12 protein-coding genes and 1 pseudogene are annotated in these 15,558 nt (G+C 76.0%); 10 read left to right on the forward strand and 3 right to left on the reverse strand.

The annotated features are described in order from the left end of the window. Positions 1-11: 11 nt before the first annotated feature. The gene (locus tag Q5761_RS03725) at positions 12-1,448 is read right to left on the reverse strand and encodes an FMN-binding glutamate synthase family protein (RefSeq protein ID WP_318751266.1); all 1,437 of its coding nucleotides are present in this window, start codon (positions 1,446-1,448) and stop codon (positions 12-14) included. A gap of 281 nt (positions 1,449-1,729) precedes the next feature. Between Q5761_RS03725 and Q5761_RS03730 the strand changes: the two genes are divergently transcribed. Together Q5761_RS03730 and nth are read left to right on the forward strand one after the other, a co-directional pair. Then, on the forward strand, positions 1,730-2,473 hold the full coding sequence (locus Q5761_RS03730; RefSeq protein ID WP_318751267.1) for a hypothetical protein: 744 nt from the start codon (positions 1,730-1,732) through the stop codon (positions 2,471-2,473). A 342-nt stretch (positions 2,474-2,815) separates the two neighbouring features. After that, positions 2,816-3,385: pseudogene (nth, locus tag Q5761_RS03735) on the forward strand (endonuclease III); the annotation flags it as partial. A gap of 411 nt (positions 3,386-3,796) precedes the next feature. On the opposite strand, the gene Q5761_RS03740 reads toward nth, so the two are convergent. Further along, the gene (locus tag Q5761_RS03740) at positions 3,797-4,342 is read right to left on the reverse strand and encodes a hypothetical protein (protein ID WP_167758881.1); all 546 of its coding nucleotides are present in this window, start codon (positions 4,340-4,342) and stop codon (positions 3,797-3,799) included. A gap of 546 nt (positions 4,343-4,888) precedes the next feature. Between Q5761_RS03740 and Q5761_RS03745 the strand changes: the two genes are divergently transcribed. From Q5761_RS03745 to Q5761_RS03765, 5 genes are all read left to right on the forward strand, one after another. Then, positions 4,889-5,662, forward strand: coding sequence for a hemerythrin domain-containing protein (locus Q5761_RS03745; RefSeq protein ID WP_318751268.1), 774 nt, complete (start codon positions 4,889-4,891; stop codon positions 5,660-5,662). A 362-nt stretch (positions 5,663-6,024) separates the two neighbouring features. After that, entirely contained in the window at positions 6,025-7,146 is a 1,122-nt protein-coding gene (locus Q5761_RS03750; protein ID WP_318751269.1) for a tripartite tricarboxylate transporter substrate binding protein, read from the forward strand. A gap of 164 nt (positions 7,147-7,310) precedes the next feature. Further along, positions 7,311-7,955, forward strand: coding sequence for a tripartite tricarboxylate transporter TctB family protein (locus tag Q5761_RS03755; protein ID WP_318751270.1), 645 nt, complete (start codon positions 7,311-7,313; stop codon positions 7,953-7,955). A gap of 393 nt (positions 7,956-8,348) precedes the next feature. Next, positions 8,349-9,854 (forward strand): tripartite tricarboxylate transporter permease, encoded by a 1,506-nt coding sequence (locus tag Q5761_RS03760; protein ID WP_318751271.1) that lies wholly within the window; start codon positions 8,349-8,351, stop codon positions 9,852-9,854. Positions 9,855-10,420: 566 nt separating this feature from the next. Beyond that, positions 10,421-11,272, forward strand: a complete 852-nt coding sequence (locus tag Q5761_RS03765; protein ID WP_318751272.1) for an inositol monophosphatase family protein — start codon at positions 10,421-10,423, stop codon at positions 11,270-11,272. 14 nt (positions 11,273-11,286) lie between these two features. On the opposite strand, the gene Q5761_RS03770 is transcribed toward Q5761_RS03765, so the two are convergent. Further along, positions 11,287-11,736 (reverse strand): NUDIX hydrolase, encoded by a 450-nt coding sequence (locus Q5761_RS03770; protein ID WP_135225152.1) that lies wholly within the window; start codon positions 11,734-11,736, stop codon positions 11,287-11,289. A gap of 217 nt (positions 11,737-11,953) precedes the next feature. Between Q5761_RS03770 and Q5761_RS03775 the strand changes: the two genes are divergently transcribed. From Q5761_RS03775 to Q5761_RS03785, 3 genes are all read left to right on the forward strand, one after another. Continuing rightward, on the forward strand, positions 11,954-13,360 hold the full coding sequence (locus Q5761_RS03775) for a hemolysin family protein (protein ID WP_318751604.1): 1,407 nt from the start codon (positions 11,954-11,956) through the stop codon (positions 13,358-13,360). 315 nt (positions 13,361-13,675) lie between these two features. After that, positions 13,676-14,245 (forward strand): glycerol-3-phosphate acyltransferase, encoded by a 570-nt coding sequence (locus tag Q5761_RS03780; RefSeq protein ID WP_135225154.1) that lies wholly within the window; start codon positions 13,676-13,678, stop codon positions 14,243-14,245. A 103-nt stretch (positions 14,246-14,348) separates the two neighbouring features. After that, entirely contained in the window at positions 14,349-15,488 is a 1,140-nt protein-coding gene (locus tag Q5761_RS03785) for a DNA repair exonuclease (protein ID WP_318751273.1), read from the forward strand. Positions 15,489-15,558: the final 70 nt, after the last annotated feature.

A 15,558-nucleotide genomic window follows, 5' to 3' on the forward strand; every position in this document is an offset into this window, starting at 1 on the left:
GTGCGGCCCGCTCACGGCGTCCCGGACCCCGGAGGACGCCACGACGGCGGCAGCCCCAGCATCCGGGCGGCCTCGGGGGTTCGGGCCACCAGGTCCGACCGGTCCACGGCCCGCAGGCTGTCCTTGCCCAGGGCCCGGGCTGCCTCGGCCATCTCCAGGGTGCATGCCTGAAGGAAGTTGGCGACGGTCCGTGCCCCGCGCTCGGGGTCGAACCGGCGTGCCCGCCGCCCCGTCGCCCACACCAGCTGGGTGATGGGCTCAAAGGGGATGGCCTTGCTGAGCTGGCCGTGGGTGGCCGCCATCAGCACGGCGGTCCCCAGGTAGACGGCGTCAGCGCCCAGGGCGAGGGCTTTGAGAGCCTCACCCGGGGTGCGCAGCCCACCGCCGATGACCAGGCTGAGCCACGGACGGAGGCCCGTGGCCTCGAGCAGGGCCGCCGCCCGCACCAACGCGTGGAGCGTGGGGATGCCGAAGTCGTCCGCCAGGACCGGGGGCGTCCCGTGGGTGCCCCCTTCGGACCCGTCCAGGACGACGACGTCGACCCCGGCGTCGACCACCGCCAGGAGCTCCCGCTCCAGGTCGTGGGTCGCCGCCAGCTTGACGGCCACCGGGGCCCCATCGGTCCACCGGCGCAGCCGGTCGACCAGTTGCCGGAAGGCCTGCGGATCGAGGGATTCGGGCAGGGGCGCCTCGAGGACCGGGGGTGCATCGGCTCCCCCTCCCAGCAGGCGCCGCACCTCGGGGGGCAGGCGGGTCGCATCGAAGCGCCGCCCCAGGGCACCCCGCGCCCCGTGGCCGAGGCGGATCTCGACCATGTCGGCCCGCGCCAGGACGGCGGGGTCGCGGGTCCACGCCCCGCCGGTGAACTGGAGGATCAGGGGACCGCGACCGTCCAGGAGCTCCGGAAGGATGGGGCCCGACCCGGCGTTGTACGCCGTCCCCACCTGATGGGCGCCCCGGGCGAGGGCCAACGCCACGGCCCTGCTGACGCCGACCCCGTACCCCATGGCACCGACCAGCAAGGGGGTCTCCAGGCGCAACGGGCGGCCCGCCTCGGGCCCGAGGACGACGGAGGTGTCCACCGGGGCGTCCGGTGGCAAGGGAGGGCGGACCAGCTGGGCCGGGTTGAAGGCGATGTCCTCCCACTGGCTGCGCCGCGTGACGCTGCCCAGGGGCCGCTCGAGGAGCGCACCCTTGTGCGCCCGGAGCTCGAGCTCGAGCAGGACCGTCGGGGGCACGCGCTGCATCCCCACAGCCAGGTCCCAGAGGTTCTCCGGGTAGGGATCGCTGAGCAGCCGGCGGACGGCCCCATCCACCGTGCGGTCCAGCAGCCTCCGCCGCACCGCCCACAGGCTGAGGATGGCGCTGGCCAGGCCGACCAGCACCGCGGCCAAAGTGACCGCGAAGAGGGTGGCGAGACCGGACGCACCGGTCACGGGTGTCTGCACCCACCCCGTCCTGCGCCGGCCAGCACCCCCCGGCGACGCCGTCTCCGCGGGGGCCGAGCACGGCTCGTGCGCGTCTTATCGTTCCTCCGTGGTCCGTCGCCAAATCGCCGTCGGCCAATGCTTCGTACGGCCCTCCGGCCTCGGCCCGCTCGTTGCCCGAGAACGGACGCTCTGGTACGGTGGCTTTGGATGATCTTGGAGCTTCCTGATGCGCGGGAACAGGCGACGGGTGGGCCGTGGGAACGCCCCTCGGGCACGACATGGCGAAGGGGGATCTGCCGGTGGCAGCGGAGGACCGGGATCGGATGTCCCCGCCGGACGAACGCGGCCAGGAAGAAGCCCGCCGCGCCTTGGAAGCCGTCCGCCGCGGGGTGACGCCGCCGGGGGGCTTCGACGCGTGGTTGCACCTGGTGGCGGTCCGGGTGGACTCCGCAAGGGAGCGGCGTGACGTGGCGAAGGAGGACGGCGTGCGGGTGGCGACGGCCAGCTTGACGGCCCCCAACGACCCGCGGGATCCCCTCGCCCTCTTCTTCATCCCCCCGGCCCGGGTGGAGGCGGAGCTGCGCCGCTTGCTGGAGCCCCTGGCGACGGACTGCCGGAGCGGCCCGGGTCCTGCCGCCGGCACGGGAGGCGCGACCGCGACGCCGGGCGTCGAAGCCGGCGGGGCGGCACCGCCGCGCCTTGGCCCGAGGCGGGGGCCGGCCGACGGCCACGGAGGCAACGGACCCGACGGCCCCTCGGCGGGTGCGGGAGAGTCGGGGTGGCTCCTGCAGGTGGGGGTCAGCGGGATGGCGTACCGCCGGTTGGCGGAGGCTCCGGCCGGGTTCGTCCCGCGGTATCGGCTGCCGCGCCGCACGGGGGCGGAGCCGGTGTGGGCTGCCGACGAGCCCTGGTGGTGCCCCTGCCGACGGCTTGCCGTCGATCCCGCCGGCATCGCCCGGGAGCTGGCGGAGACCCTGGTGCGGCGGCTGGACGAACCGGCTCGGCCGTCCGCGGGGGGTCCGGGGGACGGGCCGGCGACGTAGAACGGAGGCAGCGCCACCCCACCCCGCTGGTGCGGCACGCGACGCCACCCTACTCCGCTAGCGCGACACGTGATAGGCTAGGCGCGGTGACGCGGAGTGCACAGCCCCGGAGACGGTCAGGACCCCCGGCGGGGATCCCAGCGGTCGAAGCCCACGCCGCTGCGCAAGGAAGCGGCCCGACGGCACCCCAGCGGGTCAGCTGGCGGGCTTCCAGCGCGCCCCGCCCGGGCAGGGACCCCGGCGACGGCGGCTCCGGTGACGGAGGGGAGCGCCCCGGCCACGACGACCGACCGGGACGCCGAAGCGGCCCGCATCGCCCGCATCCGGGCGAAGCTGGCCCGCATGTACCCTGACGCCACCACCGCCCTCCACTGGCGCACGCCCTTCGAGCTGCTGGTGGCCACGATCCTCTCCGCGCAGACGACCGACGCGGCGGTGAACCAGGTCACCCCCGCCCTGTTCGCGCGCTGTCCCACGCCGGAGGCCATGCTGCAGCTGAGCGAGGACGAGCTCGGGTCCATGATCCGGACCATCGGCCTCTGGCGGAACAAGGCCCGCAACCTGCTGGCCGCCTGTCGCATCCTGGTGGAACGCCACGGCGGCCAGGTGCCGCGGACCCGGGAGGAGCTGATGCAGCTGCCCGGCGTCGGCCGCAAGACGGCCAACGTCGTCCTCAGCAATGCCTTCGGCATCCCGGCTATCGCCGTGGACACCCACGTCTTCCGCGTGGCCCGCCGACTGGGCCTGGCCTCGGGCAACACCCCCGAACGGGTCGAGGAGGAGCTGATGGCGAAGCTCCCCGAGGCCGAGTGGTCGCGGGCCCACCACTGGTTGATCTGGCACGGTCGCCGCATCTGCCATGCCCGCAACCCGCGCTGTGACCTCTGCGCCCTGCGGCCCGAATGCCCCACCGGGCAGGCGGGGGAGCCGGTGCGGCGGGCCGGGGGCGGCGGGGCGGCCCCCGAGGGGGCCGGCACGGGATCGGGCGCTCCGCGGGCGACCCCGGCGACGGCCCCTCCCTCCAGCGCATCGCGGGACGAACCGGCGGACGGTCCGCCGGACGGTCTCCCGGACGAGCGGGAGGACGGGCCGGCTGTCCGTGGGGACGACGGGCGGGGGGCGGTGGCCTCCCAGGGAGGGCGGCCGGATGCCCGGGGGCCCGGCGCCGGGGAGACCGCCGGCTCCCCGGCGCCGGGCCCCAGGCCAGGGCCCAAGGGCGGCGAAGGGCGGTAACGGCAGCGGGCGCGCCCCGGTTCGACCAGGTCTTCGCTTCGGTCATCGGCGCCGCCCGCGGATGGGGCGACGCCGGCGGAGGGCGGTCGGCTACCGGCCGGACGGGCCGGGTTCGTCGGCCTCGGCCTCGCAGACGAAGCAGCGCACCCGGAAGGGGCGCGACCCGGCGGCCCTCACGAAGCCGGTGATCCCCTCGAGGTAGCTGGCCAACGTGGCGCCGCTGAACTCGCCCTCCAGGGTGAGGGCCAGGCGCGGGCGGCCGTCCCCGGACTCCAGCGCCTCCACGCCGTCGGCGACGTCGGCGCCCCGCAGCCGGATGGGCTCGAGGTGCACGTTGCCGCCGCGGTCCTTCTTGATCCCCAACCGGTAGCGCAGGTTGCGCACCTGCCACTGGCTGAGGCCGAACAGCTCGCCGATCTCCTCGTCGTTGCGGCCGTCGCGGACCAGCTCCAAGAGCGCCTGCCGCTGCTGCTGCGGGCTCAGGCGGTGGAAGTCGATGCGCCGCGCCGCCCCGCCCGGGCTCGACCCGGTGGACGAGGCGCCGGCGGCGGCGCTGGCGGCGGGACCCGCGGGGGCGGCGGCGCCCACCCCCTGGCCGTAGCCGCTGGCACCGGCGTGGGTCATCGGCTCCTGCATCGGCATCCGTCCTCCTCCCAGGGATTGCATCGGGGAACCGGCGGCCGGGGATGGACCGGCGGCCGGTTGCGACCCCGCCGCGGGGGCCTCGGCTCGCGGCCGACCCCCCGCGGCGCGACGATCCGCGGCCGCTGCGGCCGGATCGTCCAGTCGGTAGTGGACCACCGGACCGGATCGGGGCCGGTTCGCGCCCCGAGGCCCGACCAGGTCCGACGGCATGATGACGCGCCGCGGCCTGACCTTGCCGACCAACCTGCATCCTCCTTCTTGGTGCCCGGGCAGCCATCAGTATGGCCGCTGCGACCCCCGCTCATACCTGCGGAGGGCACGCCCGGTGCGTTGCGGCACCATCGCAGACCGTTGCTTCGCGTACGCAGCGGTGGACTGGCCCGGGACCCACTCCGCGCGGCGCCGGCCACGGCCCCACCGCGGACACCCGGGTGTGCTCTGAAGGGTGAGCGCAAGTGGCCAAGATGCGTCCCGGCCGCCCCGCGGCCCGACGGCGGACACACTAGGGACGGCCGAAGACCAGAAGGAGGGACCCGCATGACCGGACGGACCCCGCCGAGCGGAAGCCTGCCCGACCAGACCGGACGAACCGGCCCCCGCGCCCTGCAGATCCTCGCGGATCGCCACCGGCGGCTGGGACGGCTGCTCACCGACGCCCGCGAGGCGGGCGCGGCGCACCGCCCCGACCTGGTGGTGGAGCTGATGGACGAGCTCGATGCCCACCGCCGTCTGGAACAGGAGGTGTTCTACCCGGCGCTGCGGCGCACCGGCGACGCCACGGTGTCGGACCGGCTGGCGGCTCGCCTGGCGGAGCACCGGCAGCTGGAGCGGTTGGCCGACCGCCTCGGGCGGGCGGTGGCCGAGGGGCTCGCCGGCGAGGGCGGCCCGGGACCGGACCCCGCCGTGGCCCGGCCGGGAGGCGTGGCGGCCCGGCCAGCGGCGGCGCGATCGTCGGGAACGGCGGGCGCCGGCCTCCCGGTGGAGGGGAGCGGGGGCCCCAGCCACCCCGGTGGTCCGGGCGGCCGGGAGGACGGGACGCCGGAGCGGCTCCTGGACCGGCTGGCCGAGGCCCTGGCGGACCACGTCCAGCGGGAGGAAGAGGAGCTGTTCCCCCTCGCCCGCCGCCACCTGGAGGAGGGGCTCGCCGGCCTGGGGGCCGAGCTGGAGCGAGGCCTCGAGGAATTCGCCTTCGACTACGACGACGTGGTCGAGGGCACGTTCCCGGCCAGCGACCCGCCGGCCACCATGGCCGCCCCCCGCGCCCGCACGCCGCGCCTCTACGCCCGCAGCCGCAAGGGCGCCCGGGCCTGACGGCGCACCAACCCCCGCCCACGACCGGCGTCCGAGGCTTCATGGGGCTCGGGTCGAGGGGTAGCGGTCTTCGGGTGCGCGCCCCCTCCTACGGCCCTGCCCGACGGTCCATCGGACGCCGCGCGGAGGCGCGTCGGTCGTCCCAACCTGGACCGATGTGGGGGCACCCTCCGGCCCCGGCGGGCATAGAGTACGCCTAGCCCGGAAGGGATGGGTGCCCAGGGACGCTGGGTGCCGGCCCCACCCGCCTGGGTCGCGGCTCCCGGGCCCTGCGGGCGACCATCGCCACCGCGCAAGTCCGCCGACGGCCCCGCTAGCGGGGAGCGGCCGGCCCTGGGCGCCGGGCGGGGAGGGAACAGACCATGGACCACGGCGACCATCGGCACGGGGGGAGTCGCTCGGGGTGTCGGTGGCGGCGGGGACTCGCCCTGGTGGGCGTGGCGCTGCTGGTGCTGGCGGCGGCTGGGTGCGGCCCCGGCCCTGGGTCCCCCGACGCCTCGGCGGGGGGCGGCGCCGCGGCCGGTTCGTCCGGAGGAACCGGCCCCGCCGGCCCCGGGGAGGCGACGGCCCCGGGCGGCCCGTCCCCATCGGCCGCCGGCGGCACCGGATCGGCTGCGGCGCGGCCGCTGACCTACCTGGTCTGCTTCGACCCCGGCGGCCAGTCGGACATCGAGGCCCGCCGCCAGCAGCCCCGTCTCGAGCGGCTCCTGGGGCGCCAGGTGGTGATCGAGTACAAGGTCGGCGGCGGCGGCGCCCTGTGCTGGAGCGAGCTGGTCCGCAGCCGGCCCGACGGCTCCGTGGTCGCGGGGATCAACGTGCCGCACATCGTCCTGCAACCGCTGCAGCAGCAGACCGGGTACCGCACCGAGCAGATCGAGCCGGTGGTGCTCTTCCAGTCGACGCCGCTGGGCCTGGCGGTGCCGGCGTCCAGCCCCTACCGCACGCTGGCGGAGTTCATCGCGGCGGCCAAGGCCCGGCCGGGGGCCCTCACCGTGGGCGGGTCCGGCACCTTCTCCGGTCACCACGTGGCCACGGTGCGCCTGGAGAAGCTGGCCGGCATCGACCTGACCTACGTGCCCTTCAGCGGCGCGGCGCCCCAGATGACCGCCTTCCTGGGCGGCCACGTGGACGCGGTCTTCGCCAACTCCAACGACCTGGTCCGGTACCGCGACCGCATCCGGGTGCTGGGCATCGCCGCCGAGCAGCGGTTTCGCGGTCTGCCGGACGCGCCCACCTTCGAGGAGCAGGGCATCCACCTGGTAGAGCGCATCGACCGGGGCGTGGGGGTGCCGGCCGGGACGCCGCCCGCCATCCTCGCCGAGCTGGAGCGGGCGTTCCTGGCCATCGCCGAGGACCCCGCCATCCGCGCCCAGATGGAGGAGCAGGGCTTCGTCCCCCTGGCCATGGGCCACCAGGAGAGCAAGGCCTACATCCGCCAGGTCACCGCGACCTACCGGAGCCTGTTGGACGATCTGCGCCGATGAGGTCGATCCGCGCCGATGAAGTCGGTCCGCGCCGACCAGGGGGAGGGGCACGGGATCCCCATGGGTTCCCCGGACCCGACCAACGCGGGCGGCGGGCGGCGCGCGAAGCGAAGGCACGGGATCCCCATGGGCTCCCCGGATCCGACGAAAGGAGGGTACGGAACGTGGACCGCGACGCCGTGGCAGGAGCCGCTCTCGCCGTGCTGGGGACGGTGGCGCTGGCCGGGGCGCCGCCCCGCGATCCCGTCGCCGGCGTGATGGGACCCGGCGTGTTGCCCTCCTTGGTGGCATTGGGGCTGGTGCTCTGCGGTCTCGGCCTGGTGGCGTCGGCGCTGCGGCCGCCGACGGGCAGGCGCCGGAGGGGCCGAGGGGCTGGTGACGCGACCGCGGCGCGGGGCGCCGCCGCAGCAGCCGGGCCAGACCCGGCCTGCCGCGCCCGGGCGGCCGACGGACCGTCCGTGCCGGGACGCCCCGCGGCGATCCAGGCCGACCCGCGGCCCTCCCAGGCGGGGGCGACCGATCCGCCGGCGGCGGATCCGCCGGCGGCCAGGGCGGCCGGCGCGCCCCACCGGGGGCGGGTCCGCCTGCTGGTGACGGCCCTCGCCACCACGGCGTACGCGGCGGCCTTGCCCGACCTGGGCTTCCCCCTGGCCAGCGCGCTCTTCGTGGCCGGCTTGAGCTGGTACCTGGGCGAGCGCCGGGTGACGGTGGCGGTCCTGTGGGGCGGCCTGTTCGCCGCCGCCCTGTGGGCCGGGTTCGTCCGCGGGCTTGGCGTCCCGTTGCCGTTGGGGCCGCTGGGGCGCCCCTGACCGCGCGGTCCCCGGCGCGGGGAGCCCCGGGGGTGGGGAGACCCGAGCCGCCCTGCGTCGTCCCTCGCCGCGGTCGCACCGGGCCGCGTGGCGGCCTGCGTCCCTCCGCTTCGGCCGCAGGCGGCTGCCTAGGCCACGGGGCGTCGCCCCCCGTGGCGTACCGGGGCCCGCGTCCTGAAGCTTCGGCCCCAGGCGGCCGCCCGGCACCAGGGGGCGTCCCCCGCCGCCGTCGCATCGCGTCACCCGGCGGCCCGCGTCCCCCCGCCCGCAACGGGGCACCAGCCGGCCCGTCCGCGGCACGGCATCGCGGCACCTCGCGGCGCCCGCCCGCGGGCGCCGCTCGTCCCCCGTGTCGCCGTCGCGGCGGGCGTGGCCCGGAGAGGGGGTGCTGGGGTGTCGGCCTTCCACTGGCTGGGACACGGCCTGACGATGGCCCTGGAGCCGCAGACGCTGCTGTACGGGCTCACGGGGTGCCTCCTGGGCACCCTGGTCGGGGTGCTGCCCGGCATCGGGCCCACCTCGGCCATCGCCATGCTGCTCCCCTTGACGGCCGTCCTGCCGCCGGGGCCGGCGCTGGTGATGATGGCGGCGATCTACTACGGCGCCATGTACGGCGGGTCGACCACGGCCATCGTGGTCAACATCCCGGGGGAGGCGTCGTCGGTGCCGACGGCCCTGGACGGCTACCCGCTGGCCCGGCAGGGACGGGCGGGCGCGGCCCTGGGCGTGGCGGCGATGGCCTCCTTCGTGGCGGGCACCTTGGGGCTGGTGGGGCTGACCTTCTTTGCCCCGACCCTGGCGACGGTGGCCCTGGCCTTCGGTCCGCCGGAGTACTTCGCCCTGACGGTGCTGGCGGCGGCGCTGGTGGCCAGCCTGTCCGGGGGGCAGGGGCTGAAGGGGGCGGCGGCGGCGCTGCTGGGGCTGCTGGTGGCCATGGTCGGGCTCGACCCGGTGACCGGCGTCGCCCGCTGGACCTTCGGCTGGCTGCCCCTGACGGCCGGCTTCCCCTTCGTCGCGGTGATCATCGGGCTCTTCGCGGTGAGCGAGGTGCTGATGGCGGCGGAGGAGCGGGTGCGCCACCTCTACGAGCCCCGGGTCCGCGGCTGGCTTCCCACCCGGCGCGATCTGCGGCTCGCCACGCCGGCCATGCTGCGGGCGAGCCTGTTGGGGTTCCTGCTGGGCCTCTTGCCGGGCTGCAGCCCGTCGGTGACCACCTTCGTCGCCTACGATGCGGAGCGCCGGCTGAGCCGGCGGCCCGAGCGGTTCGGCCGGGGCGCCATCGAGGGCGTGGCCGCCGCGGAGGCGGCCAACAACGCCACGTCCACGGCCGGGTTCGTCCCGCTGTTCGCCCTGGGGCTGCCGGCCGGCCCGGTGCCCGCGGTGCTGCTCGGCGGCCTCATGATGTACGGCCTCGACCCCGGTCCCGAGCTGTTCCGGCAGCACCCCGACCTGGTGTGGACCGTCATCGCCAGCATGTACGTGGGCAACCTGATCCTCCTGCTGTTGAACCTGCCCCTGATCGGGCTCTGGGTGCGGGTGGCGCGGGTGCCCTTCGCGGTGCTCGGTCCGGCGATCCTGGTGCTCTCGGCCCTGGGCGCCTACAGCCTGAGGTACTCGCTGTTCGACGTCGGCGTCGCCCTGGCCTTCGGGGCCGTGGGGTACGGGCTCCGGCAGCTGGGGTTCCCCGTGGCGCCCCTGGTGCTGGCCAACGTGCTGGCCCCGCTGATGGAGGAGTCGTTCCGCCAGTCCCTGACCATGGCGGGCGGCTCGCCGGCCATCTTCGTGAGCCGCCCCCTGGCGGGGGCGTTCCTGGCCCTGGCCGTGGGGGTGCTGGTCATGGGCCTGCGGCGCCGGGGGCGCAGCGAACCGGCCGCGCCGGGCGGGCCGGTGGCCGCGTAGCCGCGGGCCGGCGACCGGGGACGCGATCCGCCGCACCGACCGACGGTCAGGACGCGGCCGCGACGGGCCAGGGCGGGTCCGCCGGTGGCCGGCCCGCAGCCGGCTCACGACTGCAACCTGCCGACGGCCGTAGCCTGCCTGCGGTCGGCGGCCGGCCCGCGGCCGGGAGTGTGCTCGCGACCCCAGCCTGACCCCCAGCCTGTTCACGGCCCCGGCCTGCCCACGGCCGGTGGCCGGCCCCCGGCCGGGAGCCTGCCCACGGCCCCAGCTTGCCCACGGCCGGGGGCCTGCCCACGGTCGGGAGCCTGCCTGCGGCCGGCGGCCTGCCCACGGCCGGGAGCCTCCCACCGGCTTGGCCGCGGTTGCCCCATCTGCGACAATGGAGCCGGTGTCCCGGCGACCCGGGCCGCCGCTTGGGCTGCCCGCGTCGACCCGCGCCCCAGGGCGCGGGTTCTTCGTGGTCGCGTCCGCGCGGCGGACGTGGGGCCGGCTGCGGCTGCACCGGTCCGGGATGCCGGCGGGGTGCCCCGGCGGCACGCCGCCCGGCGACGAGGAGGGAACGGTCGATGGACCTGGACGTGGAGGCATTGCGGGATGCCGTGATCGACGTCGCCCTGCGCGGCGGCGAGATGCTGCGCCAGCGCTTCGGCTCGGCGAGCCGGGTGCGGACCAAGAGCTCGCGCTACGACCTGGTGACCGAGGCCGACGAGGCCATCGAGGCGGAGCTCACGGCCTACGTCCGGCGCCAGTTCCCGGACCATGCGGTGGTGGGGGAGGAGGACGTCTCCCGCCGCGTCCTCTCGGGGCAGGCCGCCTCCCGCCAGGGGGCCGTGGCCCAGGCCGCGGAGGGTCGGGAGTGGGAGTGGCTGATCGATCCCATCGACGGCACGACCAACTTCATCCACGGGCTGCCCATCGTGGCCACGTCGGTGGCCGTGATGTACCGCGACGAGGTGCTGGCGGGTGCGGTGTTCAACCCGATGCAGGACGAGCTCTTCGTCGCCGTCCGGCGTCACGGGGCCACCCTCAACGGCCGGCCGCTGCGGGTCTCGACGGAGGAGGTCCTGGCCGAGAGCCTGCTGGCGACGGGCTTCCAGTACGACGCCGTCGAAGGTCGGCGGTTGAACGTGGAGCTGTTCCGGGTCGTGCTGAACGAGGCCCGCAACGTGCGGGCCATCGGCTCGGCGGCCCTGTCCCTGTGCTACGTGGGCGCCGGCCGCCTCTCCGGCTTCTGGGAGCTGCGCCTGGGGCCGTGGGACCTGGCCGCCGGCGCGCTGGTGGTGCGGGAGGCCGGCGGGCGGCTGAGCCGGCTGGACGGCAGCCCCTTCGACATCTGGCAGCCGTCGGTGGTGGCGACCAACGGCCGGATCCACGACCAGCTGGTGGCGCTGCTCCGGCAGGCGAGCGCCGGGGCGTGAGGCGGGGGCGGGCCCTACCCCTCGCCCCGCGACCGGGCCCGGGCGGCCCGCCAGGCCGCCAGCACCTGCTGGGTCCCCGGCACCAGGCGGTAGCGGTCGACCTCGCTCCAGGGCACCCAGACCGCCTCGGCGGCGTCGTCGCTGGCCTGCAGCCGGCCTCCCACCGGCCGGGCGGCGAAGAACAGGATCACGTAGTGGAAGCGCACCCGCTGCGCCTCGTCGCGGTTGACGGCGTCCTTGTAGGTCAGGAACCCCTCGACCTCCACCTCCAGGCCGGTCTCCTCCAGCACCTCGCGGCGCAGGGCCTCCTCCACCGTCTCGCCGAGCTCCACCGCCCCGCCCGGCAAGCCCCACCAGCCGCGGAAGGGCTCGCCCCCTCGCCGCACCAGGACGAGGCGCTCGCCGTCGCTCACCACCGCGTGGCAGGACGGCCGGGGATGGGTGGGGTACTGGAACCTCGCCAAGCGGCCTCACCTCCCGCATCCGGGTCCCCTGGGCGCGGCGCCCGCGGGTCCGGCGTGCCGGCGCCCTCGCCCGGATCGGTCACGCCCACCGTTCACCTCCGATTTTGGCCGGGGCCGCTATATTGTTGGAAGAACCGGTTCGACGAACCGCCGCATGGGGGTGCCGCGGGCATCGGCTCCGGTCGCGGCGGAGGGGGGACGACCCACGTTGGCCGAGGTGTTGCCGGAACTGGTCTGGATCGCCGTCCTCGTGCTGCTCAACGCCTTCTTCGCCGCCAGCGAGATCGCCGTCATCGCCGCCCGGGACGCCCGCATCCACCAGCTGGCGGAGGACGGCCACCGGGCGGCGCAGGTGGCCCTGCAGCTGATGCGGGACCCGAGCCGCTTCCTCGCCACCATCCAGGTGGGCATCACCTTGGCCGGGTTCCTGGCGAGCGCGTCGGCGGCGGTGACGCTGGCGCGCCCGCTGGCCGGGTGGCTCGAGGGGGCGGGCCTCGGTGCCCAGGTGGCGGGTCCGACGGCGGTGGCCGTCGTCACGCTGCTGATCTCCTACGTCAGCCTGGTGCTGGGCGAGCTGGTCCCCAAGCGCCTGGCCCTGCAGAACCCGGAGTCGCTCGCCCTGCGGGTGGCCCGCCCCATCGCGGCGCTGGCGCGCCTGGCCGGCCCCTTCACCGCGTTGCTCGCCCGCTCGACGAACCTGGTGGTGCGCGCCCTGGGGGGGCGGGTCGAGGAGGTCCAGGAGCGCGGTCTGACCGAGGAGGAGATCCGCTTCTACGTCGCCGAGCACCAGGACCTGCGCTCGGAGGAGAAGCAGCTGATCCAGGGGGTCTTCGACTTCGGCGACCGGGTGGTCCGCCAGCTCATGGTGCCGCGGCCCGAGATGAAGACCCTGCCGCGTCACCTGCCCCTGCGCCAGGCAGTGGAGCGGGCGGTGCAGCTCGGCCACGCCTTCTACCCCGTGACCGGCGAGGGGCCGGATGACATCGTCGGCCAGGTCAGCACCCGGGACCTGCTCCTGTCGGCGCTGGCAGGGGAGGGCGAGAAGACGGTCGAGGGCTGCATGCAGCCCGTCCGGTTCGTCCCCGAGTCCAAGCTGGCCCTCGATCTCCTGAAGGAGATGAAGCGGGACCGCTTCCGGCTCGCGGTGGTGGTCGACGAGTACGGCGGCGTGGCCGGCCTGGTGACGCTGGACGACCTGCTGGAGGAGATCGTGGGCGAGGTGGGCGGAGGGCCGGCCGCCACCGGCCAGGTGGCGGCCACGGAGTGGGTGCTGGAGGGCGACACGCCCATCGAGGATGCCAACGAGCGGCTGAACCTGGGCATCCCGGCCAGTCCCCACTACGAGACGCTGGCCGGGTTCGTCCTCTACACGCTGGGCCGGCTGCCGGAGGTCGGGGAGGGGTTCGAGCACCGCGGCTGGCACATCGCCGTCGAGCGCCGCGAGGGGTTGCGGGTGACCGCGGTGCGGGTCCGGAAGATCGTGGCGACGGCCGCCGAGAAGGGCGGCGGGCTCGCGACCGGCGCCGCCCGGCCTGCGTCGGTGCCGGCGGGGAGCGTGGTCGCGGCCGACGGCACCGCGGTCAAGGAGGCGGGCGACGATCCCGACGCAACCCGTCCCGGTTGACGAGGCCGCGCCGTCCGAGGCCGGGACGGTCGCGGGTGCGGGTCCGGCCGCCTTCCATGGATCGGTCCCTCCTGGTAGCCCATTGACAGGGAACACATGTTTGGGTAGGATGATCCTGCCTGCGGCCGGGGGGCGGGGCGACGGCGAGGGTGGGTCTCGGGCGGTGGCTAGGCCCAACCGGACGAGGTTGGCCGGTGCATCGGGCGGGGCGGCCTCCGGGGTGGGGGTCCTGGGGCGCCCCTCGGTGCCGGCTGCCCGGGCGCCCCGCGAGGCCTGCGGGCCGATGGTCAGTCTTTCGAGGATCGGAGGTCGTCCATGGACGGGGTCGTGTTGCTGCCGGTGGCGGCCTATCTGCTCGGCGGCATCCTGCCGGGGGAGTACCTGGTGCGCTGGCGTCGCGGCGCCTCGCCGCGCGAACTGGGGGACGAACCCGGCACGGCGGGCACCTGGCGTCAGGCGGGGGCCGCCGCCGGGCTTGCGGTCTTCGCCTTCGACTTCGCCAAGGGGCTGATCCCCATCTGGCTCGCCGACCGGCTGGGCGCCGGCGGCTGGCTGCTGGTGGCCACGGCGGTGGCTCCCGTCGCGGGACACAACTGGCCGTTGCAACGGGGGTTCCGTCCCGGCGGGCGAGGGTTGGCCAGCGCCATTGGGGTGACCGTCTACCTGGCCCCGACCGCCCTGATCCCCGCCCTGCTGGTCGGATGCGGGGTGGCGCTCTGGCGGCGGCGCACCCCGTGGGTGGGCATCGTCGGCTTTCCCCTCGGGCTCGTGCTGATGCTGCTGACCCACACGCCGGGGATCCGCGTGGCCGCCGCGGTGGCGGCGATGGTCACCGTCGGCCTGCGGTATCTGCAGTGGACCCGCCACCGCGGGCGGTGGATCTAGGGCGGCCGTCGCCCCGCGGCCGGCGCACCGCCGGCCGTCGGCAGGTGGCGACGCGACACGGGACGGCGGCAGGGACCGCCCGCGCCCTCAGGAGGGACGAGCCTTGTTCCGCATCCTGCACCTGGCGGACCTGCACCTGGGCTGGGAACCGGCCTTCATGCCGCCAGCGCGGGCCGCCGAGCGGCGGCAGCGGCGGGACCGGTTGCTGGAGCGGGCCGTCGACTACGCCCTGGATCCCGAACACCGCGTCGCCCTGGTGGTGATCGCGGGCGACCTGTTCGAGACCCACCGCCCCGAAGCCGCGCTGGTGACGGCCGTGGTCGGCCAGCTGCGTCGCCTGGAGGCCGCCGGCATCCCGGTGGTCACCGTGCCCGGCAACCACGACGAGATCACGTACCACGACTCGGTGTACCGCCTCTACGGCAGCTCGTGGCCGGGGGTCCTGGTGCGCAACGCCCTCCCCGACCGGGTCGCGACCCTGACGGTGGCGGGTACCCCCGTCCACCTGTACGGCCTCGCCTACACCGGCGGCATCACCCCGGCGGGGGTCCCGCTCGCGGACTTCCCCCGGGCAGACGAACCCGGCCTGCACGTGGCCGTCTTCCACGGCACGCTGGGCCGGTGGGGGGGCGACCGCAGCCTGCCCCTGGACCGCGAGGGCCTGCGACGGGCGGGGTACGACTACGTAGCCCTGGGGCACATCCACCAGGCCCACGAGGAGTGGCTGGGGCCAACGCTGGCCGCCTACGCCGGCGCCGTCGAGGGCAAGGGCTTCGACGACCCGGGGACCGGGGCGTGGACGCTGGTGGAGGTGGAGCCCGGCCGCGGCGTGGTGGGGCTGCGACGGGAGCCGGTGGAGGTCCAGCCCGTGGTGACCGTCACGGTGGACGCGGGGCGATTCCCCTCGGTGGAGCGCTTGCGGTCCCACCTGGAGGACGTGGCCCCGCCCGACGCCATCCTGCGAGTGCGCCTGGAGGGGGTGCCGGCGTTCCCCGTCGATGCCGAGGCGCTGGCCGTAGCGCTGGGCCACCGGTTCTTCCACCTCGAGATCGAGGACGCCACGGATCCCGTCAGCCCGGAGCAGCTGGCGGCCTGGGCGGCGGAACCCACGATCCTGGGCCTGTTCGTCAAGCGGCTCCTGGGCGAGATCGACGCGGCGGCCGACCCCCGCCGGCGGCAGGTCGCCGAGCGGGCCCTGCGGGTGGGGGTCCGCGCCCTGCTGCGGGAGGGACCCCGACCGTGACGGGCGCAGGCGGTGCGAGGGACCGCCGCACCCCGGTCCCCGCGGAGGGCGCCGGTGCCGGCGGCCCGGG

Source organism: Thermaerobacter composti (genome assembly GCF_033582035.1).
GTDB classification, from domain to species: Bacteria; Bacillota; Sulfobacillia; order Thermaerobacterales; family Thermaerobacteraceae; genus Thermaerobacter; species Thermaerobacter composti.

Coding starts and splice junctions, on each gene's coding strand:
- Q5761_RS03740 (WP_167758881.1), bottom strand. CDS start 4,342: ATGCAGGAGCCGATGACCCACGCCGGTGCCAGCGGCTACGGCCAGGGG.
- Q5761_RS03765 (WP_318751272.1), top strand. CDS start 10,421: ATGGACCTGGACGTGGAGGCATTGCGGGATGCCGTGATCGACGTCGCC.
- Q5761_RS03745 (WP_318751268.1), top strand. CDS start 4,889: ATGACCGGACGGACCCCGCCGAGCGGAAGCCTGCCCGACCAGACCGGA.
- Q5761_RS03750 (WP_318751269.1), top strand. CDS start 6,025: ATGGACCACGGCGACCATCGGCACGGGGGGAGTCGCTCGGGGTGTCGG.
- Q5761_RS03780 (WP_135225154.1), top strand. CDS start 13,676: ATGGACGGGGTCGTGTTGCTGCCGGTGGCGGCCTATCTGCTCGGCGGC.